This window comes from Halomonas sp. 5021, assembly GCF_036663435.1.
GTDB classification, from domain to species: Bacteria; Pseudomonadota; Gammaproteobacteria; order Pseudomonadales; family Halomonadaceae; genus Vreelandella; species Vreelandella janggokensis.
In genome coordinates this window covers 1-26,263 of sequence record NZ_JAXOVU010000019.1, presented here as the reverse complement: position 1 = coordinate 26,263, position 26,263 = coordinate 1, and the positions used below count along the sequence as shown (strand labels likewise).

The window sequence follows — 26,263 nt, the reverse complement described above, 5'->3', positions numbered from 1 at the left end:
CTATTCTATAAATTATTCCGTATATAACTTTTCACCTTGGAAATCAGCACGGGCAATGAAGCGCGCCAAGAGTCAGTTACCGACGGGCTGTAATCTGCGAATCTTGAAAGCCACTGATCATCATAAAAAACTGAATTCCAAAATGAAGCTTGTAGGTCTCTTGTAGAGATTTCAGGCGCAATTCTTTCTCTTACAAAGCCATAGTAATCATGCCCAACATCATCAAGCTCAAAATATTGAAAAACAGGAATACCTTCTTCCAGCAGCTCAATGACAACAGATGAGTTAGGCACAATGGCGATATGTTCAAACGGCGGGGTACTATCATAAATAGTAATGTCGCTAATAGTACGAAGAAATTCTTGACTTGCTCTAGGATGGGGCTTGACCCCTACGCTGAGCACATTTGCATTACGCTTTAACGCATCAAGACAAAGCAGAACTGCATCTTGACTGAAAACAGAGCTCAAATAGATAACAACGGAGGCTTTATCGGTAGTTCTTTGATGAATTCTAGATAAATTCTGAGATTTTGGTCGACGGGGCACAATAAAAACATCGCCAGTTACTTTTCCGATGTTCCTGTAAACATCTAATGATTTATGATTACGGAGTACTGATACACTGAAATCTAACGGTGGAAAGGAGCTTGAAACCTCAGCGTGCTGAACGTAAATAACTGGTATCTTCAAGTACTGCATAATCATCGAAGCCGCGACAGGAAAATCTGTATGGTCATTAGCAACTACCAACGCACACACATTCATCTCTTGGCGGCGTGTACTTGCATAGACATTCAAAAAAACCTTTGCATAAGTCAAAAGATACTTTAATGATACTGGCCCTAACTTAATACGAAAAAAATAAAAAAGACATAAAACAAACAATAATAATGAAACTAAAAATTCAAACTTCGTTTTTTTGAAAGTTTTAGCAGACACAAACGAAAGATTTTTCTCTCGTTTGTAATTTTCAACTAATAACTTTTCGGATAGTAAATTAGAGAAAAATGAAAACTCGCGCTCATTATTTGCTGACCCTCCGCAGTAAATAAAATGCACGTCTGGAATATCATAAATTTTTATATCACCTTGCAAAAGATTTTTAGCCAACTCCTTAGCAGAACTAATTACCCCTTTTATTCCAGGCGACGCAAAATAAAACCTTTCAAGAACTTTATCCGTATTGTAAATATCAGGCACATCGCCATAACGGATAATTTTAAAATTCCTTTCAAGCCCTTTGTAAAACCAAAAAACAAATTTTAAAAAGCTCATGAGTTAGCCTCTTGCATTCTAATTACAGAAACTAGAGTTTGCCCCATATCCAAACAAAAAGCTCCTCTTCTTGAGGCTTCAGCGATAAAAATTTTCCCAATAAATCCAGCAGAAACTAAAAAAACCACTCCTGGAGAAGCTAATTGCAATATTCTTTCGAGATAGCTTTCGTAGACTTCGGGCAAATTACCAACAACCGAACTACCAACTTCATTATCTCGAAGCAATCTATGGGTTGGCACTTCAATACATTCCAGCTTACTAACGTCAGGTGCCCAACTTTTAACTAAACGCTCATTAACACCTGAGACAACACAAACCTTTTCTGCCTCTTTAAACAGTGATGCACAAAACTCAATATCAAATAAAAACAGATTGCTTTGACAATCGATAATTTTCTTTTCACTTAGAAAAGTTCTCATCGATTTCATTACACACATGTTACGAGAAATACCCGAATTAATTGCATAGCTATCTCTTTTCTCTAAGTTAAAGTCTTTTACAAGCCTAGTTACCGTTGGAATACCTAAAATATCGGCATGAGATAAGGAAGAAAGGAATTGGCTTTGTATTTTTTGTCTAGTCTCGTGGCATATTTCCCCCCCCCACCAGTGGCGCTCTTGCCTCGACACTCCATCTTGATCAACATATACCCCATCTGAGAATGCATAACTTTCCCCATCGCCGATTCGAATATAACAAATAGATTGTTTGTTTCTTAACTTATCAATTAGCAAATTCTGAAAATCATTTATCGCGGAATTATCATATTGTATCCAAGTGATATTATCTTCATCAGGTATAGAATCCAAAATTGGCTTTAATTTATTTTTATATTCTCTTGAAATTGAAAAATCGAGACTGAGAAATTCTTTTTCTATTCGTTCAAATACATTATGCCCGCCGCCAAAAAGCTCTCCTTTTATTTGCATTAATTTAGCTTTAGCGGCATTGGTAGATATATTTAGTCGCGGCTCCCATTTTTGAAATTCAGCCTTATCATTTTCTGATTTTATCCTCGAAATAAATTTTATCGCCTGTGATTCAGTAAGGACTGCTGGATCAAATGATAATTTTTTTAAATTATCAGATACACTTGATAAAGGAGCTCTTAGCAAAATCAAAGTCACAAGCATGGATCGAATGCTCTGCTTACTTTTAAGCACATCCAAAGCTTCATAATATTGAGCAATTAAGGCCTGCACATCAGAAGATGAAATAATATCTCGAGAAGAGATTACTTCATCAAATATCAATCTTAAACGTATATCATCAGACTCAACCTGGTTAACAGAGTTTTTTATACTCGTGAAATTAAGGCAAGCCCTGCCTTTCAAATCATTTAGCGCCGCCCAAATATCTCGCTCCGAAATATCTAAGGAATTAAGTGTATAATTTAAAGTGAAAACCGGTTCTTTAGAAACCTCAATTGCATGAACCAAAAGCGAATAGCTAGAAAATAATTTTGTTGAGCCTTCATTACAACTTTTAATCCTCGGTTCCATTAATACACTAGGCGCATATTTCTGAAGGAATTTCTTAGTATATCTTACTGCAAATGGCCTTAGGTAAGATTTTACTTTTAAGCTTAACTTACTCATAATTAACCCTTTTCTAATGCGTTACTTTCATACATTTCTATTATAGCCTCTGTTCAAAACGATCGAAATACGGGCGTATGAAGTTTCTATAGGGCCCATCTATCATTAAAAAAATTCTATTGCATAGAGAAAAACTTATCATTGCTTGTAACCTTAAAAACTTAACAGCTTTTCCTGGTGCATCTTTATCTATTGTTGATTCATCTTCAAGAACACCTAAAAATGCACCTATGTTAATAGCACCACTTTGGGATATACCAAATGACCTTGCGTCTTCTACAATAAGGACACTTGGCTTTCTGCGGCGTAGAAATGCTATATGCCCATGAAGCTTATAATCTATGTGCAGGTCTATATCATTGTAGAAATTAAGTTTTTTGATATTCCCAGACAAATCTTTTTTTTTAAAGCCTATTGAACTTACATAGTCTGCAACTTCCTTAGAACTTTCGGTCGGTACACTATGATGCACCACGTATAGTTCTGCTTCTGAAAAATCACGACGCAACAAATCAAAAAGCTTTTTTTACTGACTTAAGAACTTGCGTTTATGCTGTATGGTGACCGCAATACTTTTGACCTTACTCGGAGGTTCAAATTTAGATCCAATAATATCACCATCATATAATGCTAGATCTCCGCAATAAGATGAGGCTACGCCATTGCGATTTAACATTTCAGCAATAAGATCATCCCTACATGGCAATACTCTATCATTAGCAGCCAATCTTCTTAAAAGAACTAGGGTTTTCTCATCATAATTATGTTCTTTATATATAGAATGAAGTGGCAGCCAATGTTGAAAGGAGCAACCTACAGCAAACATTTTATCAATCATCGGCTCCAAATCTTCACTTAGTTTGAACTTTTTTGGATATACATCGTTTGTCACAAAAAAGCCTGGAGCCAAAATAGTTTTCAGATTTTTATTAGCATAAGAGTCTAGTAGCTTGTCTCTGAAAACTATTTCTGGGGAACATCCTGGGACCCTATACCTTATCAGTTTAATTGCCGATTCTATGATTAATTGACCTCCCTCATTTTTTGTACTTTCAGATGGATAGGTTGTAAGTAGAAGGTTGACTTTTTCTTTTTAAATAGCATATCAAATTATCATGTTTATTTACTTTTAGAATTAAAAACATATTACTCAAATAAGGACCAATCAACTGGAGTCCCAATATTAAGCTGCGCTTTAGCACGTTTTCCAATTACGCTATCTAAATTTTTCGGTGGCAAACCATAACCAGGTCGGACGCTACGCACATTTTGGGTGCTGAGCAGCTCCCCAGCTTTAACTTCCTTACAAATATAAAGGGACCTACGGAACTGTGCATTGCCCTTTTCACTTTCTGATCTACCAGTCTTTACTTTGCCCAACGCCGCCCAAGCAGTTTTAGCCTGACGACAAAGATCAGCCAAATCTGCCGGTTCGAGGGAGAAGCTGTCATCTGGCCCTCCACCTTTACGATCGAGAGTGAAATGTTTCTCTACGATTGAAGCACCTAGAGCAACACTAGTAATAGCCGTTGTATTATCGAGCGTATGATCTGATAACCCCGTTACCAACCCATGGCGCTCGATCATTGCTGGAATAGTGCGAAGGTTGTACTCATCCGCAGGTGCAGGATATCCACTAACACAGTGAAGAATCGCCAACTCGCGGCATCCGCCATCTACAGCGGCCTCAATGGCTTCTTGAACTTCCTCTTCATTGGTCATCCCAGTTGAAATAATCATCGGCTTGCCCGTACTGGCGACATACCTGATCAGAGGTAGATCAATCGCTTCAAAAGACGCAATTTTATAAGCAGGCGCATTAAGGTCTTCCAACAGGTCTACTGCCGTGTTATCAAAAGGTGAGCTAAAGATAGGGATATCCAGTTTTCGCGCATGCTCAAACAAAGGCTTATGCCAATCCCAAGGCATGTGTGCTTCCTGATAAAGCTCATACAGCGTTTTTCCATCCCACAAGCCACCATGGATCTGAAAATCTTCAGAGTCGCAATTCAATGTGATGGTATCCGCAGTGTACGTCTGTAGCTTCACTGCATCCGCGCCTGCTTTTTTTGCTTCCTCAATAATTTTGAGAGCCGTATCGAGTTTCCCATTATGATTTGCTGACAATTCAGCAATGATGTAAGGCGGCTGGTCTGCAGCAATGCGACGTCCAGCTATCTCTATATACGGTAGGGTCATGGTAGTTTGGCTCCTTATCTATTTGACCATTCGGTGCCGAGCATGCCGAAACCGATGACATCGTGATATTTGATACCATCGAAATGATGCTCACGAAGAATTGCTTCGCGGGTAAAACCTAGGCGCTCGTGAAAACGAATTGACGGCATGTTGTAAGCCAAAGCCTCACCACACACTTTATGAAGGTAAAGGTGTTCAAATGCATAATTCAGGGCGGTAATGCCTAGTAACCTACCACTACCGGCGGAAGCCTCTGGAGAGAGGTAGAATCCCCAGTTAGCACGCTTGCCTTGTGGATCCACTATGTTGAAGTTAACAAAGCCAGTAGGCTGATCTTGCTGTTCAAAAATCATTTGGTAACGATTTTGATCATCCCGGGTACGGTCAAACCATTCACGATGTTCTTCAGCACTAATTTCGTGCTGTGTGTACATAAAGCGTCGCACGTTTGGGTGATTACGCCACGACAGCACTAGTTCAAGATCACTTTTCTGAAGTGGTCGCAAGTTAACATTATTATTCGTCATATCATGAAATAAGTATTACTATTTCAAATTTTCCGCATAAGCTCATAGACAATTTCACTACCATCTCCAGCTGTGACTGATCGAGCAGTTTTACTTACTTGTGCCAATACATGCGACTGTGTCAAGGACTCCCAACGCACTGGTAGTTTATCCAATTGAGTAGGGTCACCTAGTGTAAGAGCAGCGCCAGAAGCATCCATTGCATACGCTATTTGCTTCTGATTTTCGGCCAGTATCAATATTAGGGTTGGCAAGCCTAAACAACACCGTTCCCAACTGCTACTCCCAGCTGCACCAATCGCTAGATCAGCTTCTGTCATGCGCTTGGCCATATCGTTAATATTAATAGCGACTTCAGTAGGCCAAGCCATGGTTGACGCTATCGCCTGTACATCATCCAAGTGTGGCGAATGCCCGCCCATCACGACCGTGATAGTACAATCCTCGGGTAAAGGACAGTCCTGCAATGCACGTAGCACTGCACCGGTTGCATTGTCTTTATCTACCCCGCCCAAGCTAATCAGTAGATGCCGTAGTTCGCCATCCTCGCGACGCATGAGGTTGTAAGGTCTTAACTCAGCAAACTCCGGTCTAAGGAGTGCGTATTGAGGTCCCACCAGGCAATGCGCATGCTCAGGGAGCAGTGACTTATAATCCGACACTTGCCGCCCTAAATTTTGGTCGAGCAGCACATCGGCGATATGCGTACGGTCCGCCAAGTCGTCGATGACAAACAAACGCTTCCAGTGCTGGCGTGTTGCTTTCTCCCAACAACTATCTAGCGCGTAGTGATCAAGCACGAGCCACTCAGGGTTCAGGTCGCGCAAAACGGATGAACTCTCGTCGGCATCCGTCAACCAGTCGACACCCAGCCATGAGGCGTGAGGAGGCTCTTGTGCTAGATTAGTTCTATCGTCAGGTGCAGGTAGCACATGAACGGTATATCCTCGGAAACGAGTTTGTTCAATTAGGTTGCCGTGCAAATCACGTGAAATGAAGTGACACTCAGCTCCATTGGACGACAAGGCATCCGCCAGCGTTAAACAACGCATGACATGACCTGTTCCAATATCGATAGAAGCATCGACACGAAAGACAACACGCATCGAATCAACCGCGGCCGTCATGAGTTGCTATCTTCTTGGTCTAGCACCCGCATCAACCACTCGGCACGCTGCCAGTCTTCCGGGGTATCAATATCTTGCACGCGATGACGTGGCATAGGAATCGGTATCGAGCGCTGACCGAATAAGGTACGACCAGCCTGCCAAGCTTGCGCTCGCCCCCAGTAAAATTGACCAGCGTCGTGCCAGGCTTCTTCGAGATCCTGTGAGCGTGTACTGAAATGCTCGGGTTGAAACATCTCGACACGCCCATTAGCTGTCTTTCTCAAGGCTCGTTGAATTGGAAATGCGTAGCTAGTCACAGCGAATGCATAGTCGGCATCAGCATGATCACAAAGTGCACGATAGCCTTTCTGTAATGCTTCAGCAGTGACAAACGGAGCTGTCGCATAGAGGCAACATACTGTATCGGGTGTTTCACCCTGAGCCTGTAACCACTCAATCGCATGCGCGATAACAGGAATTGTGCCGGTGTGATCATCAGCTAACGTCGAAGGTCGCATAAACGGCACTTCTGCGTTGTATTTCTCAGCCACTCTCGCAATTTCAGCATCATCGGTACTTACAATAATTCGATCGAAGCACTTACTTTCACGAGCGGCGTCGATGGACCACGCTATCATCGGGCGGTCACCGAAATCCTTGATGTTCTTGCGCGGTATGCGCTTACTACCGCCACGCGCAGGAATGATCGCAATATTCATGTGTCTCCCAACGCATTCTTTAATGCACTGACCACCACATCCTGCTGACTTTCTGTCATGGTGTGGAATAGGGGTACACTAATGGCCTCGGAGTAGTACTGCTCAGCCTCAGGGAAATCGTCTTTATTGAATCCCATCGTCTGGTAATAAGGCTGAGAATGCACAGGGATGTAGTGTAGGTTAACGCCAATGCCCTGTTCGCGAAGCGACTCAAAGACTTCTCGGTGGCTGACCTTCAGGCGATCTAGGTGTAAACGGATCACGTACAGGTGACGGCCCGAGTAGTTGTCGGGATGTTGCCAAGGCGTTGTCAGTGATAGTTCCGATAGCAGATCATCATAACGAGCTGCCAGCGCATTTCGCCGGGCGACGTACTCATCGAGACGCGTCATCTGGGAAGCGCCAAGTGCCGCTTGCAAATCTGTCATGCGGTAATTGAACCCGAGCTCGACTTGCTGGTAGTACCAAGGCCCGTCAGCCTCATGAGTCATTAGTTCCGGGTCACGCGTGACTCCGTGGCTACGTAATAAATCCATACGCTCGGCGAGATACTGATCATTAGTAACTGCCATGCCGCCTTCCGCCGTTGTAATGATCTTCACCGGATGAAAGCTGAATACAGTAATGTCACTGTAGCGGCTATTACCTACAAACTCGCCTTGGTATTTAGCTCCAATTGCATGAGAAGCATCCTCAATTAGCTTGAACCCGTAACGTTTGCTGAGCAAATGAAGTGACTGCATATCGCATGGCTGACCGCATAGGTGTACTGCGACGACTACCTTGGGTAAGCGCCCCTCTCTCTCAGCTCGCTCAAGCTTAGTTTCTAGTGCTTTTGGGCAAAGATTATAGGTATGGGGGTCGATATCGACAAAATCTACCTGTGCACCACAGTACAGACCGCAATTAGCCGAGGCGACAAAGGTGATGGGCGATGTCCAAAGCCAGTCGCCTTTACCCAAACCAAGTGCCAAGCAGGCAATGTGCAGTGCGGAGGTCGCACTATTGACCGCCAGGGCATGTTTTGCACCTACGTGTGCAGCAACAGATTGCTCAAAACGGGGTACCTGTGGCCCTTGAGTGAGGAAATCAGACTCAAGCACCGACACGACAGCATCGATATCCGCTTGATTAATTTCTTGACGACCATAAGGAATCATTAGATCGCTCCAATTTTCTCGCGATTCAGATCAATCCAGTCCTGAAGCTCAGCGTCACTCATCCATTCAGTATTGTTGTCACTGGAGTAGACGAACCCTTCAGGCACTTTTTTTCCATCTTTAATTCGATTGGCATCTTTATCCCAGTTGTTAATCTGTGGCAATATTTTGAAATGCTCCGGATATTCGTAAGTATAATAAGAGTCTTCTCCACTAATCATCTGCTCATGGAGCTTTTCACCAGGGCGAATACCAATCACTTCCTGCTTAGCCCCCGGCGCCACCACCCGTGCCAAGTCAGTTACTTTCATGGACGGGATTTTCTTAACATAAATCTCGCCACCTTCCATGTCCTCAAAAGCGTGCCATACTAACTCAACACCTTCTTCAAGAGAGATCATGAAGCGTGTCATCCGATCATCTGTTATTGGCAATACGCCTTTATCTTTAATTGACATAAAGAATGGAATTACAGATCCACGCGACCCCATCACATTGCCGTAGCGAACTACAGAGAAGCGAGTAGGATTGTGTCCAGCGTAATGATTACCTGCAACCAGAAGTTTGTCTGAGGTCAGCTTAGTGGCACCATAAAGATTGATTGGGCTGCTTGCTTTATCAGTTGATAAGGCTACAACTTTCTTAACACCTTTATCAATGCAAGCATCAACAAGGTTCATTGCACCAGTAACATTAGTTTTCACGCACTCGAAGGGGTTATACTCTGCTGTAGGTACAATTTTAGTTGCCGCAGCATGAACCACGCAGTCTACCCCATCCAAAGCTCGATAAAGGCGCTCTTTATCTCTTACATCACCAATAAAGAAGCGTACCCTTGGATCGCCTTCGAATTTTTTTGCCATATCCCACTGTTTCATTTCATCTCTAGAAAAGATGATTATTTTTTTAGGGTTATATTTTTCTAGAGTCATCGGGATAAAGGTGTGACCAAAAGATCCTGTTCCACCGGTGACGAGTATAGTTTGATTTTCAAACATCACAACTTCCCTTATATCAGGCTTTATGAACGTGATCATAACTTTCAAGATACCTACCACGCGCATCCACTATTAACTGGGCATGATCGCATATCATGTTATAATCGATTCTATCGTGGTCAGTTCCGATTAAAACACAGTCAAACTCGGCGACTACTTCTTTTTCCAATCCAACGCTGGATAGATTGAAATAATGCTCTCTCATTTTTGGGAAAACTGGAACATGTGGGTCGTTATACTGTACATCCGCACCTAACTCTCTCAGTTTTTCCATAATAAACACTGAGGGTGATTCGCGCATGTCATCTACATTCTTTTTATACGCGATGCCTATCACTAAAATCTTACTGCCGTTAACAGATTTCTTTTTACTATTCAGAGCAGCAGTTATTTTTGAAACCACATAATCAGGCATCGAGGAGTTGACTTCACCTGCGAGTTCAATAAAGCGTGTGTGCAGCCCATATTCTCGCGCTTTCCATGTCAGATAAAAGGGGTCTATAGGTATACAGTGGCCGCCCAAGCCTGGCCCCGGATGGTAAGCTACAAACCCAAAAGGCTTAGTCGCCGCGGCGCGAATTACTTCATGAATATCGATATTCATTTTGTCGGCGACAATCTTCATCTCATTCACTAGACCAATATTAACTGCCCTGTGTATATTTTCGAGCAACTTGGTCATTTCAGCCGTTTTAGTCGTTGACACAGGTACTACTTTATCAATCACCTGCTCATACAGCTTAATACCTACCTCTTTGCACGCGGAAGTATGGCCGCCACAAATCTTGGGTATCGTCTGAGTCGTATATTCCAGATTACCGGGGTCTTCTCTTTCTGGTGAATATACCAAGAAAATATCTTTACCTACCTCGAGGCCGCCCGATTCAGCAATAGGCAATAGCTCCTCTTCTGTCGTTCCTGGATAAGTTGTGCTTTCTAAGGATAAAATCTGTCCAGGGCGAAAATAAGGCGCCAGCGATTCAGCCGTTTTGATTACGTAGCTAATATCTGGCTCTCTATATTTATTGAGAGGGGTTGGCACGCATATAATAAGTGCATCGGCCTCGCTGGCTCGAGAGAAATCAGTGGTTGGTTCAAGATTTTTTTCAATTGCTTCGGCAACCTTAGCATTTGATATATGCTCAATATAGCTAAGGCCTTTATTAAGGCTATCAATTTTATCCTGATCTATATCAAAAGCTAAAACCTTGTACCCTACTTGGCAATACCGAAGTACAAGTGGGAGCCCAACATAGCCAAGCCCAACAACTCCAACAACGGCCTGCTTGTTATAAAGTCTGTTTATAAGATCGCTTTTCATAATTACCCTTTCGCCGTAAAATCGAATACTTTATCTTTTTTCAACACGCCACGCGTATCCAGGGCTCGTTGGTTTGACCCAACCTCTATTGGGTAGTCGACAATTTCTTTATGATCCACAAGCAAGACAATTACATCTGACTCCATTGCTTCACTCAGCCCGACCAGTTTAGCTCCATTGCTTGACAAACTTTCCGGCAATTCTTCTAAATAAGGCTCTACTGCCAACACCTGATTTTTAAAGCACTTTGATAATTCAATAGCCACTTCCATTGCAGGGCTTTCACGTAGGTCATCGATATTTGCTTTAAAGGCCAGCCCCAAGCACGCTACTCGAATGTCTCTTTCATGTTTGCCCGTCGCTTTCACAACCTCTGTCACAAGCTCTTTGACTTTTCTGACTACCCAATTTGGTTTTTCATCGTTTACAGATCTAGCTGTTTTAATAAGTCGCGAGCTTGCTGGCGCTTGACTGGCAATAAACCATGGATCCACAGCAATGCAGTGTCCTCCTACACCAGGCCCAGGCTGTAAAATATTTACACGTGGATGCCTATTTGCCAGTTTTATTAACTCCCAAACATCGACGCCTAACTCATCACAAATAATTGACATTTCATTAGCGAAAGCTATATTGACGTCTCGAAAACTATTTTCGGTTAACTTACACATCTCCGCAGTTCGTGCATTAGTAACTATGCATTCGCCTCTTACGAAAATTTTATAAAACTCAGCAGCCAAAGTAGAACAGCGCTTAGTAATACCACCTACAACTCTGTCGTTAGATACCAATTCTTGAAGTATATTTCCTGGCAAAACTCGCTCGGGGCAGTGAGCTATTCTGATGTCTGAGCCTTCACCTGCGTCTTGAGGGAATGATAAATCAGGACGAGCGTCGGCTAACCACTGTGCCATTTTCTCGGTTGCACCAACCGGAGAAGTAGACTCGAGTATTACTAAATTGCCTTTCTGAATCGCAGGAGCAATTGATTTGCTAGCTGCTTCAATATAAGAAAGATCAGGGACGTGATCGTCACCGCCTTCGGCCTTGAAAGGCGTAGGAACTGCTATTAGAAACACATCTGCCTGCTCTGGTTCAGCTGTGGCGCGCAGGTAGCCATCAACTACAGCCGAGTGCACCATACTATCCAGCTCAGGCTCTACAATGTGGATATCACCTCTATTGATGGTATCAACAACGTGCTGATTGCTATCAACCCCTACTACCTGTTTACCACGTGATGCGATAACGGCTGCAGTTGGCAGGCCTATGTAACCCAAGCCAATTACCGAAATTCTATTAAACTCCATTGAATCTACTCATATTTAGTCGAATTCCTATTTTCAAACCTTACAAGCTCATCGATTATTCGACCACACGCTTTTCCATCACCGTAAGGATTATGGGCGTAGCTCATAGCCTCGTAGGCACCTTTATCGGTTAGCAACGTGGTCAGTTGGCTGACGATCCGCTCTATGTTTGTGCCCACCAGCTTGACGGTGCCTGCGTCTACCGCTTCCGGGCGTTCCGTAGTGTCTCGCATTACCAATACAGGTTTACCTAACGAGGGTGCTTCTTCCTGAATGCCGCCGGAATCCGTCAGAATAATGGCCGAGCGGTTCATCAGGTAGACAAATGGCAGGTAGTCCAACGGTGCAATAAGGTGAACGTTATCGATATCTGACAGTAGACGTTCAACCGGCTCATTTACGTTAGGATTTAAATGTACTGGGTAAACGATTTGGCTTTGCGGGTGCTTTAGAGCGGTTTCACGCAGTGCCTCACAAATGCGTTCAAAACCACCGCCAAAACTCTCACGCCGGTGGCCCGTCACCAGAATTATCTGGCTATCCGGCTTGAGGTAGTGAAAAGTTTCGGCGAATTCCGCTTGGAAGGCGCTGTCGTTTTCCAGCTTTTCTACCACACTCAGCAGCGCATCAATCACGGTGTTGCCTGTGACGGTTACCTTGTTAGGTGCCACGCCTTCATCCAACAGGTTTTGCTGGGATAGCGCCGTCGGTGCGAAGTGTAGCTCGGCCAACACACCGGTGAGCTTACGGTTAGCTTCTTCCGGCCATGGGGAATACAGATTACCGGTGCGTAGCCCGGCTTCTACGTGACCCACCGGGATTTGCGCATAGTAAGCCGCTAGCGTGGTGGCAAAAGTGGTGGCGGTGTCGCCGTGTACCAGCACAATGTCCGGCTTTAGGTCCTTCAGAATGCTTTGCATGCCCTCCAGAATCGACGTGGTCACATCGGTGAGATCCTGCCCTGGCTTCATGATATTGAGGTCGAAGTCCGGGGTAATATTAAACAGGTTAAGCACTTGGTCGAGCATTTCGCGGTGCTGTCCGGTGACGCAAATACGGGAATCAAATCGTTCATCATCAGCCAGTGATAACGCCAATGGAGCCATCTTGATGGCTTCGGGGCGCGTGCCGAATACGCATAGCGTTTTAATGGGCATAATGTTCAATCTTGACGTTTTGAATGTTTAAACGTGATTTTTGGTGGCGGTATCATTGCTAATCGCCCAATAAATTGAGCTCCTACAGAAACCTGTTAGGTGTAGCCGAAGGCTAGTACACGCTAACCGATTATTTTAATTAATTTATTGATGATATCGCTTTGCTCAAACGCTTCTGTATTAACGGTCAATTCGGCATCTTTGGGCGCTTCATACGGGCTGTTGATGCCGGTGAAGTCTTTGATTACCCCTTCCCGCGCTTTTTGGTAGAGCCCTTTGGGGTCGCGCTGCTCGCAAATGTGCAGCGGTGTATCGACGTATACCTCAATAAAGCTGCCTTCCTCGAACAGTGCGCGGGCGGTTTCTCTGTCTTTGCAGAAGGGCGAGATAAATGCCGTAATCACGACTATGCCAGCTTCGGAAAATAGCTTCGCTACCTCGCCAATACGGCGGATATTTTCTGTGCGGTCTTCTTCCGTCATGCCTAGGTCCTTACATAGGCCATGACGTAGGTTGTCGCCATCCAACAACATGGTGTGGTAGCCACGCTTATTAAGCTCCACTTCCAGCGCGTTAGCTAAGGTGGACTTACCGGAACCGGAAAGCCCCGTAAACCATACGCACTTGCCAGTATGGCCTTTTACACGGGCGCGCAGCGCTGGCGTTACGCTTGCGCGGTTCCATACTACTTTGGCTTTACTGTCATTATCCCGAAACTCGTAAGGCAGCTGGGTAATCGTCGGTGTTTTTGGATGGTCCATGTCGAAGCTTTGGCCTGTATTAAATCGAGCCCATACCTGAAAGTGCTTTTTATACCTGGGTACAAAGCACTAGAGCTACCGCGATTGATAGGTTACCGTTTTATCGATTAATTGAGGGCTGTAGTTAGCGCTTTTTCCCATCGACTGTCGCGCTGGCCGCAGACGATAAAGAACGAGTTGAGTACGCTCTCCTGCTGGTTGCAGCGTAGCGGCTCGAGGGTTTCGGCATTGAGCACCTCGCCACCGGCGGCGGTGACGATGGCCTGGGCGGCGGCGGTGTCCCACTCACTGGTGGGGGCGAGGCGCGGGTAGAGGTCCGCGTTGCCTTCCGCCACCAGGCACAGCTTGATAGAGCTGCCCATTGAGACGCACTCGTGGGCAGGCAAGCCGCTGCAGAAGGCTTCAAAGATTTCCGCGCCATGGCGTCGGCTGCCGACCACCTTCCAGGGCGCCGTTTCGGGGTCTGGCAGTTCACGCACCTGAATATTGATATAAATGCCCTGCGCGATCTTGAACACCTCTCCGCCTACCTGCCCTACCCAGGTGGTTTGCAGCACCGGTGCGTAGACGATGCCAAAGACCGGTACGCCGTTTTCAATCAGCGCCACATTGAGGGTGAATTCACCGTTCTTGTTGATGAACTCTTTGGTGCCGTCCAGCGGGTCAACCAGCCAGTAGCGCTCCCAGGTCTGGCGAGTGGCAAAAGGCACCTCGGCAGACTCTTCGGAAAGCACCGGTACGTCAGGGGTCAGGTTCCCCAGCAGCGCTACCAGCGAGTGATGCGCGGCCATATCGGCTTCAGTGAGCGGGCTTTGGTCGTCCTTGGTCTCGACGGAGAAGTCACGCTCATAAACCGCCATGACCTCACGCCCGGCGGCGTGTACACCTTCGATCAGGCGGGCGCGTCGTTCATTCGAGATAAAAGCAGTCACAAAAGATCCTTGAATAGAGAAAGGAAATTGAAGAAGGAAGAAGAACGGCGTCTTCCTTCTTAAAATGGCCATACCAATGGCACCAGGGTAATCACCGTGACGGCAACAATCGCGCTGAGCGGCGCACCCAGGCGCAAATAGTCGCTGAAACGGTAACCGCCAGGGCCGAGGACCATCAGGTTGGTCTGGTAGCCCAGCGGGGTCATGAAGCTGGCGGAGGCGGCAAACATGATGGCGATGGCAAAGGGTAGAAAGTTGACCCCTAGCTGATCCGCGACCGATACCGCAATGGGAAACATCAGCACGGCGGCGGCGTTGTTGGTAATCAGCTCGGTGAACGCCACGGTCAATAAGTAGACCAGTGCCAGCGCGGCCCAGGGAGCCAGGTCATCGGCCAGCAGTAACCATTGGGCAACCTGGGCGGCAGCGCCGGTTTCGGTCATGCCGGAGCCCAGCGCAAACGAGGCGGCGATGACAATCAGTACAGACAGGTCCACATAACGCCTGGCCTTGCTCATGGGTACGCAACGAGTGGCCAGCATACCGCCACCCGCCAGCAGCGCGGCTTCCAGAATCGACAGCAGGCCAGTGGCGCTGAGTATCACCATGCTCGCCAATATGCCAAGCGCCACGGGGGCTTTGCGGAAATCCGGCGGTGTGGAATCGGTCAGGCCACTCACCAGCAGAAAGTCTTTGCGGTAGCGGTATTGGTCGACAAAATCCTGGGCGGTTTCCAGCAAAAGAGTATCGCCCACCTGCAGCGTCACGGCACCCAGCTTACCGGGTATACGTTTGCCATTGCGCGAAATGGACAGAATCACGGCCTGGTAGCGGGAGCGAAAACGCGATTCTTTAACGGTCTGGTTGAGGCCACCGAAATCCGGCCCGATAACCGCCTCCACCAGGCAGCGCCGGTGGTGGGCAATATCCAGCTTATGGATATCGCCGCTGGCAGGTTTTAAGCCATGAACGCGGCGTAGCTCGCGGGCACATTCCGGCGCGCCGATGAACACCAGGATATCCCCTGCCACTAGCTCGGTTTCGGGGGGTACGGCCGTCAGCAGGTGGCCATGGCGCTCGATGTCCGCCAGGTAGCCATGCGCCAGGCTGCGTAACCCGGCATCGGCAATGGTTTTGCCTACCAGCGGCCCTTTGGCTTCTACCTCTACTTCGACGGCGTACTCGCGGGCTTGCTCAAGCTGTTCTAAAACGCCCTGGCGGTCGGGCAGTAGCTTGTTGGTAAAAAAATACAGAAAGGTGCCGCCTACCAAGACCAGCGGTACACCGACCCACGCCAGCGAAAACATTGAAAGGCTAACACCGCGCTCGGTCTGCAGCAGGCCATCCACCACCAGGTTGGTGCTGGTGCCTATCAGGGTGCAGGTACCGCCGATAATCGCGGCGTAGCTGAGCGGTAGCAGTAGCTTGCCCGGCGGCAGTTTCAGCCGGGTGGCCCACTCTTGTATCGCGGGGATGAACATCGCGACCACGGTGGTGTTGTTCATGAACGCACTCAGCCCGGCGGCGGGTAACAGCACACGCAGTTGGGCCTGTCGCAACCTTGAGGGCTGACCCAGCAAAAGATGGGCGAGCCATTGAATGGCACCGGTTTCTTTTAGCCCTGCGGCCACCACGTAGAGCGTGGCAATGGTGATCACCCCGGGGTTGGAGAACCCTTGTAGCGCTTGGACGGGGGATAACGTGCCGCTGATGACGAGGCATCCCAGGGCGGCCATCAGAATTGCGTCGGGGGCAATGCGGGTAAGCGCGAGGGCGGCTAAGGTGGCAACCACCACCATCAGGGTAAATATCGCCGCTACTTCCATGATGCTCCGTTTTTGAACCAGACTGTCTTATAAAGCGTCCGGGCACGCTACCGCCCGGGGATTGTTCCGGGCGCTTTCCCTTGCCCTGATCTTGATTTGCGCTGCGTTGGGTCGCTGCGTTTTTGTTACAATGCCCGTTGACCCTAGTGGTATCAAACCCTGTGCTTCAACTCATTCTAACGCCAGGAGCGACATGAGCCTTCATGCTAGCCAAGCCAACGCAGAATGCGCGCAATGGTACCTTATTCAGTGTAAGGGGGGCGAGTCTTTCCGTGCTGCCGAGCAGCTGGAAAACCAGGGCTATCATGTCTTCCATCCGGTGCTGGCGGTGCAACGAAAACGCCGCGGCAAGCTGGCATGGGTCACCGAGCCCCTCTTCCCGCACTACCTGTTTATCAGGTTAGACCAGGTGGCGAGTAACTGGCGCCCTATCCGTTCCACGCGGGGAGTGTTGAAGCTGGTGACCTTCGGCGACCAGCCCGCCGTGGTGCCTGAGCATATTGTGGATACGCTATACCAGCACCTTGTGGGTAAAGAGACCCAGCAGGAGGCGTATTTTCACGTGGGGGATGCCGTGGAAGTCACCGAGGGGGCTTTCAAAGGCCAACTGGCCCAGCTGACCGAACTGAAAGGCCAGGACCGCGCCCTACTGCTGCTCACCCTGCTCAACCGCCCGCAGCAGGTGGAAGTGCCCATCGCGCATTTGCAGAAGCAGTGAACGATGCTGGTAGGTGGCCTGATCGCCCGAAAAGTCGAGCTCTTACGTGGGTTGTGTGCAGGCGCATGGTTTTTTGTAGGAGCGCAATTTATTGCGCGATCAGAATAGATTGTGACGACATCCAGGAGATAGGTTGGATCGCTTAGACTTAGTGTTATCCCGACAGCAGATCCGACACCTGTTTTTCAAGCTTATCCGCAAAATGTTCAAGTACTGCTTTGTTGCTATGCGCTGTGGTAAGCGCATCAAACAGGGTCTGCGTATCTTCAATATATTCGTGGATCATCTGGTTGCGTAGTTGCCTGAGGGCGATCCATTGCTCAGAGGATGCCAACCAACCGTACTTTTCTGCCTTTTCAAGGTTAATAAGCAACGCCCGATCTGGCTCGCCCAGTGCTTATAGCAGCGCTGGTAACAGCTTATCTCCGAGGGTATCTTGCAAACGACAAAATCGACTGACAAATGCTTCTACTTTCATCGCTAGTTCTGGGGTTTTATCCAGATTTTCAACAGCGTCGTAAGTTAACAGCCCACCAAAAACCTGATGGTCTGCATATTCTAGATGTTTGATTTCTTTATCGACTACACGGCTCAGAAACCTGAGTCTTTCTTGGCTCTCTGGATATAAATTCACAGCGCTATTCCTTGCGACTTCGCAACCTGATGAATAGCAACTCTTGGCATATTGGGTGCGTCCAGAAGCACGTCTATTTTCCTGTCGCCCAATTGCTTGATGATTTTTGCCTGCAACTGCGCGGCGTCCCATGCGGGGTGTTCAACAACATCATTAACCGACACCAGCAGGTCGATATCACCGCCTTTAGCATTATCATCCGTTCTTGAACCGAACAGCGAGACCTCTGCCTGGGGCCCAAAAACTGCCTTGACCGATGCTTTGATGATCTGAATTTCGTGAGCACTCAATCTCATGGCATGGCTACCTAGTGATCATGTTGGAACTGGCTGTTGAAGATGCTTATGGCTGAGTTTGGCACACTGAGAAACCATATGAGCAATAAGCATACATTCTCTTAATGATAGGTACTACGCTACTGCGTATTGAGACACCAAGGTGATTGATGGTGGATGGCCTGATCCCCCTGTAGGAACGCAATTTATTGCGCGATCAGCAAGGATATGGGCGTCGAGGGTGATCGCCACCTCCTCTCTTAACTGCTGGGATTGCCCGAGAAGTCGGGCTCGTGCGGGGGATGAATGCCTGCATTGGGCTTTATGGGAGCCTGACCTTCGTCTGGCGATGTCAGTGCTTGGTTTCTTCCCATAATTGGGCAATGTCTTCTACCGTTAACCCTGTGACATCAGCAATTTGCTCGTTGCTGAGCACACCGAGGGCTAGTAGATTGCGAGCTGTTGAGCACTTGGCCTCTAATTGCCCCTCTTGCAGACCTTCCTGACGACCTTCTTGAAGCCCTTCCTGAAGCCCTTCCAAACGTCCTTTTTCTTCCCAGCGCTCCGGCCATTGTTTAATGCGTTCTGCCAACATGTGATGTACCTCATGTAGCTCGTGTAAGTCATTGAACTCGGGCAATTCCATCTCGGGAGCCCGGTTAGGCAGCAGTGCTCGGCGTATCCATACCACAAATGCTCGACGCGGCGACGTTGCGCATTCTATCCGACCATTCAGGGTCGTTAACGATGGCGCCTTCATCCAACAGGAGATACTCAAGATTAGGACGGTAGCGCTCTAACCCGCCCGGTACCCATTCGACCAGATCAAGGTTGATCAGTAGGTTTGGTCGTTTTGGTGAAAACATCAGGGGCCAAATTTCTCAGGGAAGTAGGAGAGCGGCGGCTCACGGTTTAGCCACTCTTCCATCAGACGCTCGCCTTCTTCGCGTTGTTCGGGAGTGATGCTGTCCCGATAGACTCGTAACGCTCGCTCTGAAGACGTGCCGGGCACTTCTTCGTTCCTAGCCAGCATAATGGCCCAACCTTTAGCAGGATCCTTTTGTGTTTGACACATTTCACGTCCTGCTGCTTCAGGCTCGATATAACAAGATGCTTGCCATTGCCTGCCATTAATATGTCCTGCTTCTGAAGCCTTGCTCATCCACTCCCAAGCTTCTTCATGATGACCTAGATGGCTCAAAACTACCGCAAGATCATTCATAGAAGGGGCATAACCTCCCTCTGCTGCCTTTCGAAACCACACCTCAGCGGCTTCCAAACGCTCGGTATCGTTGGCGTAACCTTCTTCGTCGTTGCGGGCAATCTCGCCCAGCAAATGCATGGACTCCACATGGCCTGCTTCAGCGGCACGCCGTAGCCACTTCATTGCCTCATCTTCATCGGGGTCTTTAACATAGTAATAAATATCGTAAAGCGCGGCCATGGCCTCGGGGTCGCCTGCTTCGGCTTTGGGCAGGGTGAGTTCCAACGCTGCCTGAGGCCAGTCGTCGCCGTTTTCCGGGCAGACATCTCCCAGTTTGCAGGCGCCGCCATCAAACAGGCGCAGCATGGCGTGGGGGTCGCCGTGCTGGGCGGCCTGGTAGTACCAGTCCAGCGCGGCTTGACTCATCCCCATATGCCGTAAACGGTTCACCTCGCCCAGGTAATACATCGCCTCCACATCACCCGCTTCTGCTGCTTTTTCTAAATAGGGCGTGCTAAGAGAGCGTTGATGAGCATTGTATAGGCGCATACCTTCCTCTTTAGCGGCCTGAGTCTCTTCGTCCAACGCCCAGGCGGAAGGCAGCATGAACGCTGTGAGCGTTAGTCCTGCTAGCGTTGCCAGGATGGTTGATCGTTTCGGTAACAACATCAGGGGCCAAATTTCTCAGGGAAATAGGATAGCGGCGGCTCACGGTTTAGCCATTCGTCCACCATTTCTTCGCCTTCTTCGCGTTGTTCAGGGGTGACGCTATTGCGGTAAGCACGCAAAGCATTCTCGGATGAACTGCCTGGGACTTCTTCGTGAATAGCAAGAAATATTGCCCACCCCTTGGCTGGGTCTGGGGCCGGCGCTGAACGACATAACTCTCGGCCTGCCTCTTCGGGCTCGATGTTACAGGTGGCCAACCAACCACGCCCATTCATATGTCCTGCCTCGGAAGCCTTGGTTATCCATTCCCAGGCCTCATCAGGCTGATCTAGATGATTCAACACAGAGGCGAGATTATTCATAGAGGGTGCATAGCCTGCCTCCGCCGCCTTGCGAAACCATACCTCAGCGGCTTCCAAACGCTCGGTATCGTTGGCGTAACCTTCTTCGTCGTTGCGGGCTATCTTGCCGAGCAAATGCATGGACTCCACATGGCCTGCTTCAGCGGCACGCCGTAGCCACTTCATTGCCTCATCTTCATCGGGGTCTTTAACATAGTAATAAATATCGTAAAGCGCGGCCATGGCCTCGGGGTCGCCTGCTTCGGCCTTGGGCAGGGTGAGTTCTAGCGCTGCCTGTGGCCAGTCGTCACCGTTTTCCGGGCAGACGTCCCCGAGCTCGCAGGCACCGCCATCAAACAAGCGCAACATGGCGTGGGGGTCACCGTGCTGGGCGGCCTGGTAGTACCAGTCCAGCGCGGCTTGGTTCATCCCCATATGCCGTAAACGATTCACTTCGCCTAAGTAATACATCGCCTCCACATCACCCGCTTCTGCTGCTTTTTCTAAATAGGGCGTGCTAAGAGAGCGTTGATGGGCATTGTATAAGCGCATACCCTCCTCTTTGGCGGCCTGCGCTTCGTCGTCCAGTGCCCAGGCGGAAGGTATCATTAGCGCCGTGAGCGTTAGCCCTGCTAGCGTTGCCAGGATGGTGGGTAGCATTATTGCGATGCAGCTGTGAGGTTAGCTTCCGAGCTTTCAGCCGTTGAGCTTGACTCGTCAGGTCGATCAATCCCACGCCACGTCATAAAACGATACCCTCCGGTAATTTGTGAGGGCTGGTGATTTCGGTAGGCCATCTCTTCGGGCTGCTTGTCATGTAAGCCATAAGCAAACAGTAATCCAATAGGCTCCGGTAGCTCAGGGGGTGGCACTTCCCTTGTCCATTGGTGCCAACTATTGGCCAGTTGAAAATGATGGCGAAGCGTTGCACGAGCATGCAAATAGGTATTCCTGTCTGATGAACGTTCGCGTCGGCGTATATCCTGCGCCTCGCTGTCCACATCTTCGAGCCAGCCCCAGGTTTGCTTTAATGTGGCCATGGCTGCATCAATCTCAGCGCGTTCAGCCGCTTGAAGCGACCACTCTTCTTGATCGCCTGAAACAGACGCCACTAGCAAACCAATGGTGCGATGGTAATAACGGTTGGGCAAGGCATCCTCGCGCGCTTCCAGAGCGGCCTGGGTATCCTGGTAGTCGCGGTAGCGTTGCGCCAGCCACGCCAGATAAACCAAGGTATGAAAACGAAAGTTTTCTTCTGTAGGCTCTTCATGGGAGGCAGATTGCCGGTGATAATGGCGCGCTAAGATCGGTAGCGAGTAGCCTTCGATCTCATCGTTTAGCTCAAACAATTGGGCGGTAAACTCATTTTGCTCATTCAGCGCATCCAGCGGTGGAAAGGGTACGCCAGCGATAGTGGCACGGCGATACATGCGGTGCAGGGCTGCACGCGAAAGCTCTGTACTCGATTTCTGCTCATCGGCGGCCAGACCACCGCCAATATCCTCACTAATGCCAGGGCAGAGTTCTTCATGCCATTGCGAATTTTGCCCTCCCAGTGGGCGGCAGCGGCGGTAGTAGCGGCGCTCATGGGCAGCGATCAAGTGTAGCGCCCGCTGGCAGCCGGGGTGCAGCTCTCCGCCATCATCAAGCACCGGGGTTAGCGGATGAAACCAATCTATCGGCCCCATCTCAGGATGAGTGCGATCCACGCAGTCGAGCAATCCAACGAACACCACCTCCACATCGCTGCCCTGATAAACAAAGCGCTCTCCTTCTCGTTCGCATACCTCATCCAACAGTTGTCGCACAAATGCCTTGGCCATGGCGGCCCCAAAATCAAAACCAAAGACGGAGACGCGTATTCGGGTCAGTTCTAGTTCGCTATTTTGCTTAACATCCGCAACGCTTTGACGGAAATCGCCAATAGCGGAGGAAAGGCGTGTATGGCTGCCGCTCATCAATAGATTAGCGGCAAGGGAAGAGTCTCGGATAGGCGCAACGGCTTCAATACCCGTGCGAATAGCGGCATCCCGGGCCGCTTTTATCCAGTTCCAGGGTTGAGTGATAGATACTTTAAATGAACGCCCAAAAACCTCGTACCAGCGCCCCGAACCACCACCAGAAAGAACTTCTTTTGCGGCATCCGTGCCACTGGAACGCAACTGCCCTTCACCCGTTCCGACTGCTTCACTAGGAACTCGGTTCGAAGCACCCACCACATCGTCAGAAAGACTGGAGTCGAAAGATGTTCCAAGGCCTGAGTAGTAATGCCTATTAAATTTATGAGCAATGGTACTGTGGGCTCTTTCTGGATAAGCGCTATATAAACGACCAATATTACTTACTTTTCCGCTTTGTATATCTTGCTCAAGATTTCTGCTAATGCCATCAAAAAAGAAACCAATATCAAGTATCTGGTTGCAGTTAGCCCCTAGGTACTCATTTGAAGTAATACCGTTATCCACGCTCAACGATTGGATGCACTCCAGTGTACTCTGGTCAATCATTTTGAACCTCTTCTCGAAGCTTCTCAGACAGAGGAGATTGCAGGTCAGGGCTCCAAGCAAACTCGACTTTGTTATCTGGGAGAAAATGTACGTGCAGATACTGGTCCTCTCGCTTATGTTCTGGCATGGGAAGTTCTACGCTATGCCTTTCCTCCTCAATCCCTTGGCGTGACTGTTCTCCTGTCATGCTTAGAATCCAAACTACCTCAACAGAATCTCCTTTAAAGGACCAACAGCAGGTGGTTCCACCTCCTGTATATAAACCTCCAGAGTAGGCGGATAGATTACCCCCCCAATTACCATCAACCCAAAAACTGCCAATAGGTCTCTCAGTAAGATTGTGACCCATTAAAGAACCACTCTTTGATGGGCTAAAAAGCATGCTCCAAGCTAGCCATGCAGCGATCATTGCACCTAAAAGAACCTGAAGCCAAATGGGTATCAGGCGCATATAACGGCTTATTGCCCAGCGTGCTAACATACGTCAATTACTCCCATAGCTATTGTGCACTGACTCTTTAATAGTTACTGACTCTATTTTGAAGATTGGTAAATAAAAAATAAGCCGACCAAATAGCCTGATGCGGATTTTACTTATCATGGCTGGCCTCAGAACTGCGATATTGATCAAGCTTTGGAGAACGGATATTAGAGCTCCAGACTAAATCAACATTATTATTTGGTAGAAAATGCACATGTAAATATTGATCTTTTCGATTATATTCTGGCATGGGTAGAGTAACGCTATGCCGTTCTTCTTCTAAGCCCTGACGCTTTTGTTCTCCAGTCACACTCAATATCCATTCCACTTCGACAATATCCCCTTTGAAGGACCAGCAGCAGGTCGTCCCGCCATTTCCTCCATAATTACCATCCACAAAATATCTACCTATAGGGCGATCTGTATGATTGTACCCGACTAAACTGCCACTTTTTGATGTATTAAAAAGTGTGCTCCAAGAAAGCCATGCCACAACCAACGCACCTAAAGGCACCTGAAGCCAAACGGGTATCAGGCGCATATAACGGCTTATTGCCCAGCGAACTAGCATTCTTCAGCCTGTTGATAAGCGGTCGCCAATAAGACAGCCAGTGAGGCGTCACTATTAGCCGCGCGTTGCAAAAGGCGTTGCATCTCTTCCGGTGCCCAGGCGTCATTACCCTGGCTTAATTGCACATAGACAAAGGTTCGTTTGTCAGCAGTGGCGGTCAAACCATGGCTGCTGGCTAGGGTAAGCGCTTTAGCCACCTGACGAGGCCGCTCGCAAAGACATATACCCTCAAATAATGACGGTGAAAAATCGACTAACTCAGCGGTCAATTGCATAACTTCCGGATCACCGTGCAGGGACTGCCAACGGGCTTCATCTACTCTCAGCTGCCATGGGAGCACACTCTCTGGGATAGCTTTCCCTTCAATGGCCGCCCAGCCTTTTGTTGTATCTCGATACCACCAGCGGGTAACACCTGAAAATAGCGCATTTGCTGGATTCTCATACGCATCGTGATGTAGCTGGGTAATTACATCGGGGAGGTAAAACCGTAGCAGTGAACGCTGCTTTTGCGGGCTTTCAACCACCATGGCTGGGGCCAAGTGACTAGCCAGTTCATCCCCTGTCAACGGGGTCTCTATCCAGCTGTACAAGGCACACTCCATGCCTTCAAGCGTTTGCAATGTATCAAGCTTTTCGTGGCTTATACTCAACAACCAAGGGCCTTCGCGCTGCAAGTGAGGCTGGCGTTCATCTTTAATTAGCGGCCAATAGTGACCGTCGTTAGCTATCTCATTAAAAAGGGTCGTTCGTGCTGCCCCCGGTAGTGGAGCCATCTCTATCAACGCATAACGTTCGATTTCCGGTACTTGCGTTGTTGAAGGACTTTGCCAGGGAGAAAGGCTGCCGGTAGTCATACTTGCTCTCCAGATATCGCGTTCTGTCCTTCAGCTAATGCTTTCTGCCAGCACTCTTCACATACTTCCGGCAGTTTTAAGTGGCTCTCCAACAGTGCATTCTGAGAGGACGGATCAACTCGCTCATGCCCCTCTGCTACCGTATGCCCAGGCAACAACGGCCCTTCCACCGCTTGCCCGCTGCCACTGCCGGGGCTGCCGCCTGCGTTGACGCGCACCTTGGGGCCCACCACGGTGACGCCGCTGCCGTCCAGCTTGAGGAAGCTGCCGCCAGCGTTCAGGGTGAGTTCGTTACCGGCTTCGAGCACCACTTTATGGCCTGCCTTGATGTGCAGCTCCCGGCCGCTTTCACTCAGCCAGGCCTGGCCTGTATTGATATGCAGGGTGCCGTCCACGCTGAGGTGCTGCTGGCCTTCGGTATGCTCGAAACGGTTGCCGTGTACCGTGTGGTGATCGTCGTTGTCGATCTCGCTGATGCGGTCGTTATTGACCTTCAAAAAGCTGTCGTTGTGGGTCTCTTCAATACGGTCGTTAAGCGTCAGCAGCTCCAGGTCTTTCTGGGCGTGGAGCCAGATTTGCTCTTCGCCCGCTTCGTCTTCAAAGCGCAGTTCGTTGAAGCCTTCTGCCTTGTGGCTTTGGGTGCGCAGTACCGTGCGGGTCTTGTGTTCCGGCAGCGGGTACGGCGCGGTGTTGACGGCGTGATAAGTACGCCCGGTGACCAAGGGCTGGTCCGGGTCGCCTTCCAGAAACGAGACAATCACCTCGTGGCCAATGCGGGGGATGGCGATGCTGCCGTAGCCGCCGCCTGCCCAGCCCTGGGCAACCCGCACCCAGCAGCTTGCCGTTTCATTGGGTTCGGCATAGCGGTCCCAGGGGAACTGGACCTTGACCCGGCCGTGTTCGTCGCAGTGAATCTCTTCGCCGTCGGGGCCGACCACAAAGGCGACCTGGGGGCCGTCGACACGGGGCTTGGGATTTGGCGTGGCCCGCCAGGGCGCATCGCCAGGGATCAGCGTGACCTGGTTGTAATAACGGGTCATACCGTTTGCATCACCCTGGGTGATGCCGTCCTCTTCCAACGCCTGGGGTTGCTCGCCGTGGTGAGTAAC

Annotated in this window: 29 protein-coding genes; 1 reads left to right on the top strand and 28 read right to left on the bottom strand. The window is 48.8% G+C overall.

Annotation, left to right across the window (positions count from 1 at the left end; translation table 11 throughout):
- Window positions 1-5: 5 nt before the first annotated feature.
- From R3F64_RS18430 to R3F64_RS18355, 16 genes are all read right to left on the bottom strand, one after another.
- Window positions 6-1,277: a hypothetical protein gene (locus R3F64_RS18430; protein ID WP_332613029.1), complete on the bottom strand. Its 1,272-nt coding sequence runs from the start codon at window positions 1,275-1,277 to the stop codon at window positions 6-8.
- A complete protein-coding gene (locus R3F64_RS18425; RefSeq protein WP_332613027.1) occupies window positions 1,274-2,878 on the bottom strand; it encodes a hypothetical protein in 1,605 nt (534 codons plus the stop codon). Before R3F64_RS18425 ends, R3F64_RS18430 begins: the two co-directional genes overlap by 4 nt.
- Window positions 2,879-2,918: 40 nt before the next feature.
- The gene (locus R3F64_RS18420) at window positions 2,919-3,389 is read right to left on the bottom strand and encodes a hypothetical protein (protein WP_332613026.1); all 471 of its coding nucleotides are present in this window, start codon (window positions 3,387-3,389) and stop codon (window positions 2,919-2,921) included.
- 15 nt (window positions 3,390-3,404) lie between these two features.
- Window positions 3,405-3,770, bottom strand: coding sequence for a hypothetical protein (locus R3F64_RS18415; RefSeq protein WP_332613025.1), 366 nt, complete (start codon window positions 3,768-3,770; stop codon window positions 3,405-3,407).
- A 254-nt stretch (window positions 3,771-4,024) separates the two neighbouring features.
- A complete protein-coding gene (gene pseI, locus R3F64_RS18410; protein WP_332613023.1) occupies window positions 4,025-5,077 on the bottom strand; it encodes a pseudaminic acid synthase in 1,053 nt (350 codons plus the stop codon).
- Window positions 5,078-5,091: 14 nt separating this feature from the next.
- Window positions 5,092-5,604, bottom strand: coding sequence for a UDP-4-amino-4,6-dideoxy-N-acetyl-beta-L-altrosamine N-acetyltransferase (pseH, locus tag R3F64_RS18405; protein WP_332613021.1), 513 nt, complete (start codon window positions 5,602-5,604; stop codon window positions 5,092-5,094).
- Between the two features lie 23 nt (window positions 5,605-5,627).
- Window positions 5,628-6,731 carry a UDP-2,4-diacetamido-2,4,6-trideoxy-beta-L-altropyranose hydrolase gene (gene pseG / locus R3F64_RS18400; protein ID WP_332613019.1) on the bottom strand — a complete coding sequence of 368 codons (1,104 nt, stop codon included), beginning with the start codon at window positions 6,729-6,731 and terminating at the stop codon, window positions 5,628-5,630.
- A complete protein-coding gene (pseF, locus tag R3F64_RS18395) occupies window positions 6,728-7,432 on the bottom strand; it encodes a pseudaminic acid cytidylyltransferase (protein WP_332613017.1) in 705 nt (234 codons plus the stop codon). Before pseF ends, pseG begins: the two co-directional genes overlap by 4 nt.
- Window positions 7,429-8,592, bottom strand: a complete 1,164-nt coding sequence (gene pseC, locus R3F64_RS18390) for a UDP-4-amino-4,6-dideoxy-N-acetyl-beta-L-altrosamine transaminase (RefSeq protein ID WP_332613015.1) — start codon at window positions 8,590-8,592, stop codon at window positions 7,429-7,431. Before pseC ends, pseF begins: the two co-directional genes overlap by 4 nt.
- Window positions 8,592-9,590 (bottom strand): UDP-N-acetylglucosamine 4,6-dehydratase (inverting), encoded by a 999-nt coding sequence (gene pseB, locus R3F64_RS18385; RefSeq protein WP_332613013.1) that lies wholly within the window; start codon window positions 9,588-9,590, stop codon window positions 8,592-8,594. Before pseB ends, pseC begins: the two co-directional genes overlap by 1 nt.
- Window positions 9,591-9,606: 16 nt before the next feature.
- Entirely contained in the window at window positions 9,607-10,911 is a 1,305-nt protein-coding gene (locus tag R3F64_RS18380; RefSeq protein WP_332613011.1) for a nucleotide sugar dehydrogenase, read from the bottom strand.
- A gap of 2 nt (window positions 10,912-10,913) precedes the next feature.
- The gene (wecC, locus tag R3F64_RS18375) at window positions 10,914-12,221 is read right to left on the bottom strand and encodes a UDP-N-acetyl-D-mannosamine dehydrogenase (RefSeq protein ID WP_332613009.1); all 1,308 of its coding nucleotides are present in this window, start codon (window positions 12,219-12,221) and stop codon (window positions 10,914-10,916) included.
- 5 nt (window positions 12,222-12,226) lie between these two features.
- Entirely contained in the window at window positions 12,227-13,372 is a 1,146-nt protein-coding gene (gene wecB, locus R3F64_RS18370) for a non-hydrolyzing UDP-N-acetylglucosamine 2-epimerase (protein WP_442908842.1), read from the bottom strand.
- Between the two features lie 128 nt (window positions 13,373-13,500).
- Window positions 13,501-14,139, bottom strand: a complete 639-nt coding sequence (gene cysC / locus R3F64_RS18365) for an adenylyl-sulfate kinase (protein ID WP_332613006.1) — start codon at window positions 14,137-14,139, stop codon at window positions 13,501-13,503.
- A 107-nt stretch (window positions 14,140-14,246) separates the two neighbouring features.
- Window positions 14,247-15,071, bottom strand: a complete 825-nt coding sequence (cysQ, locus tag R3F64_RS18360) for a 3'(2'),5'-bisphosphate nucleotidase CysQ (protein WP_332613005.1) — start codon at window positions 15,069-15,071, stop codon at window positions 14,247-14,249.
- A 59-nt stretch (window positions 15,072-15,130) separates the two neighbouring features.
- Window positions 15,131-16,897, bottom strand: a complete 1,767-nt coding sequence (locus tag R3F64_RS18355) for an SLC13 family permease (RefSeq protein ID WP_332613004.1) — start codon at window positions 16,895-16,897, stop codon at window positions 15,131-15,133.
- Window positions 16,898-17,090: 193 nt separating this feature from the next.
- On the opposite strand from R3F64_RS18355, the gene rfaH reads away from it, so the two are divergent.
- Window positions 17,091-17,615: a transcription/translation regulatory transformer protein RfaH gene (gene rfaH, locus R3F64_RS18350; RefSeq protein ID WP_268900929.1), complete on the top strand. Its 525-nt coding sequence runs from the start codon at window positions 17,091-17,093 to the stop codon at window positions 17,613-17,615.
- 154 nt (window positions 17,616-17,769) lie between these two features.
- Here the strand turns inward: rfaH and R3F64_RS18345 are convergent, their stop codons facing one another.
- The 12 genes from R3F64_RS18345 to R3F64_RS18290 all read right to left on the bottom strand — a co-directional run.
- Entirely contained in the window at window positions 17,770-17,988 is a 219-nt protein-coding gene (locus tag R3F64_RS18345; RefSeq protein WP_332613001.1) for a hypothetical protein, read from the bottom strand.
- Window positions 17,989-18,012: 24 nt separating this feature from the next.
- On the bottom strand, window positions 18,013-18,249 hold the full coding sequence (locus R3F64_RS18340) for a hypothetical protein (protein ID WP_332612999.1): 237 nt from the start codon (window positions 18,247-18,249) through the stop codon (window positions 18,013-18,015).
- On the bottom strand, window positions 18,246-18,545 hold the full coding sequence (locus tag R3F64_RS18335) for a nucleotidyltransferase domain-containing protein (RefSeq protein ID WP_085920286.1): 300 nt from the start codon (window positions 18,543-18,545) through the stop codon (window positions 18,246-18,248). The genes R3F64_RS18340 and R3F64_RS18335 overlap by 4 nt, the downstream gene beginning before the upstream one ends.
- Window positions 18,546-18,876: 331 nt before the next feature.
- Entirely contained in the window at window positions 18,877-19,119 is a 243-nt protein-coding gene (locus tag R3F64_RS18330; protein ID WP_332612997.1) for a hypothetical protein, read from the bottom strand.
- A gap of 64 nt (window positions 19,120-19,183) precedes the next feature.
- Window positions 19,184-19,390 (bottom strand): hypothetical protein, encoded by a 207-nt coding sequence (locus tag R3F64_RS18325; RefSeq protein WP_332612995.1) that lies wholly within the window; start codon window positions 19,388-19,390, stop codon window positions 19,184-19,186.
- A complete protein-coding gene (locus R3F64_RS18320; RefSeq protein WP_332612993.1) occupies window positions 19,390-20,397 on the bottom strand; it encodes a tetratricopeptide repeat protein in 1,008 nt (335 codons plus the stop codon). Before R3F64_RS18320 ends, R3F64_RS18325 begins: the two co-directional genes overlap by 1 nt.
- The gene (locus R3F64_RS18315; RefSeq protein ID WP_332612990.1) at window positions 20,397-21,398 is read right to left on the bottom strand and encodes a tetratricopeptide repeat protein; all 1,002 of its coding nucleotides are present in this window, start codon (window positions 21,396-21,398) and stop codon (window positions 20,397-20,399) included. Before R3F64_RS18315 ends, R3F64_RS18320 begins: the two co-directional genes overlap by 1 nt.
- Window positions 21,398-23,245 (bottom strand): phospholipase effector Tle1 domain-containing protein, encoded by a 1,848-nt coding sequence (locus R3F64_RS18310; RefSeq protein ID WP_332612988.1) that lies wholly within the window; start codon window positions 23,243-23,245, stop codon window positions 21,398-21,400. The genes R3F64_RS18315 and R3F64_RS18310 overlap by 1 nt, the downstream gene beginning before the upstream one ends.
- Entirely contained in the window at window positions 23,238-23,726 is a 489-nt protein-coding gene (locus tag R3F64_RS18305) for a DUF3304 domain-containing protein (protein WP_332612986.1), read from the bottom strand. Before R3F64_RS18305 ends, R3F64_RS18310 begins: the two co-directional genes overlap by 8 nt.
- A gap of 109 nt (window positions 23,727-23,835) precedes the next feature.
- Complete coding sequence (locus R3F64_RS18300) at window positions 23,836-24,297, bottom strand: DUF3304 domain-containing protein (RefSeq protein WP_332612984.1); 462 nt, start codon at window positions 24,295-24,297, stop codon at window positions 23,836-23,838.
- Window positions 24,291-25,154: a DUF4123 domain-containing protein gene (locus tag R3F64_RS18295; protein ID WP_332612982.1), complete on the bottom strand. Its 864-nt coding sequence runs from the start codon at window positions 25,152-25,154 to the stop codon at window positions 24,291-24,293. The genes R3F64_RS18300 and R3F64_RS18295 overlap by 7 nt, the downstream gene beginning before the upstream one ends.
- Window positions 25,151-26,263, bottom strand: a 1,113-nt coding sequence (locus tag R3F64_RS18290; RefSeq protein ID WP_332612980.1) for a type VI secretion system Vgr family protein, incomplete at its 5' end; no start/stop codon positions are given. The genes R3F64_RS18290 and R3F64_RS18295, both read right to left, overlap by 4 nt.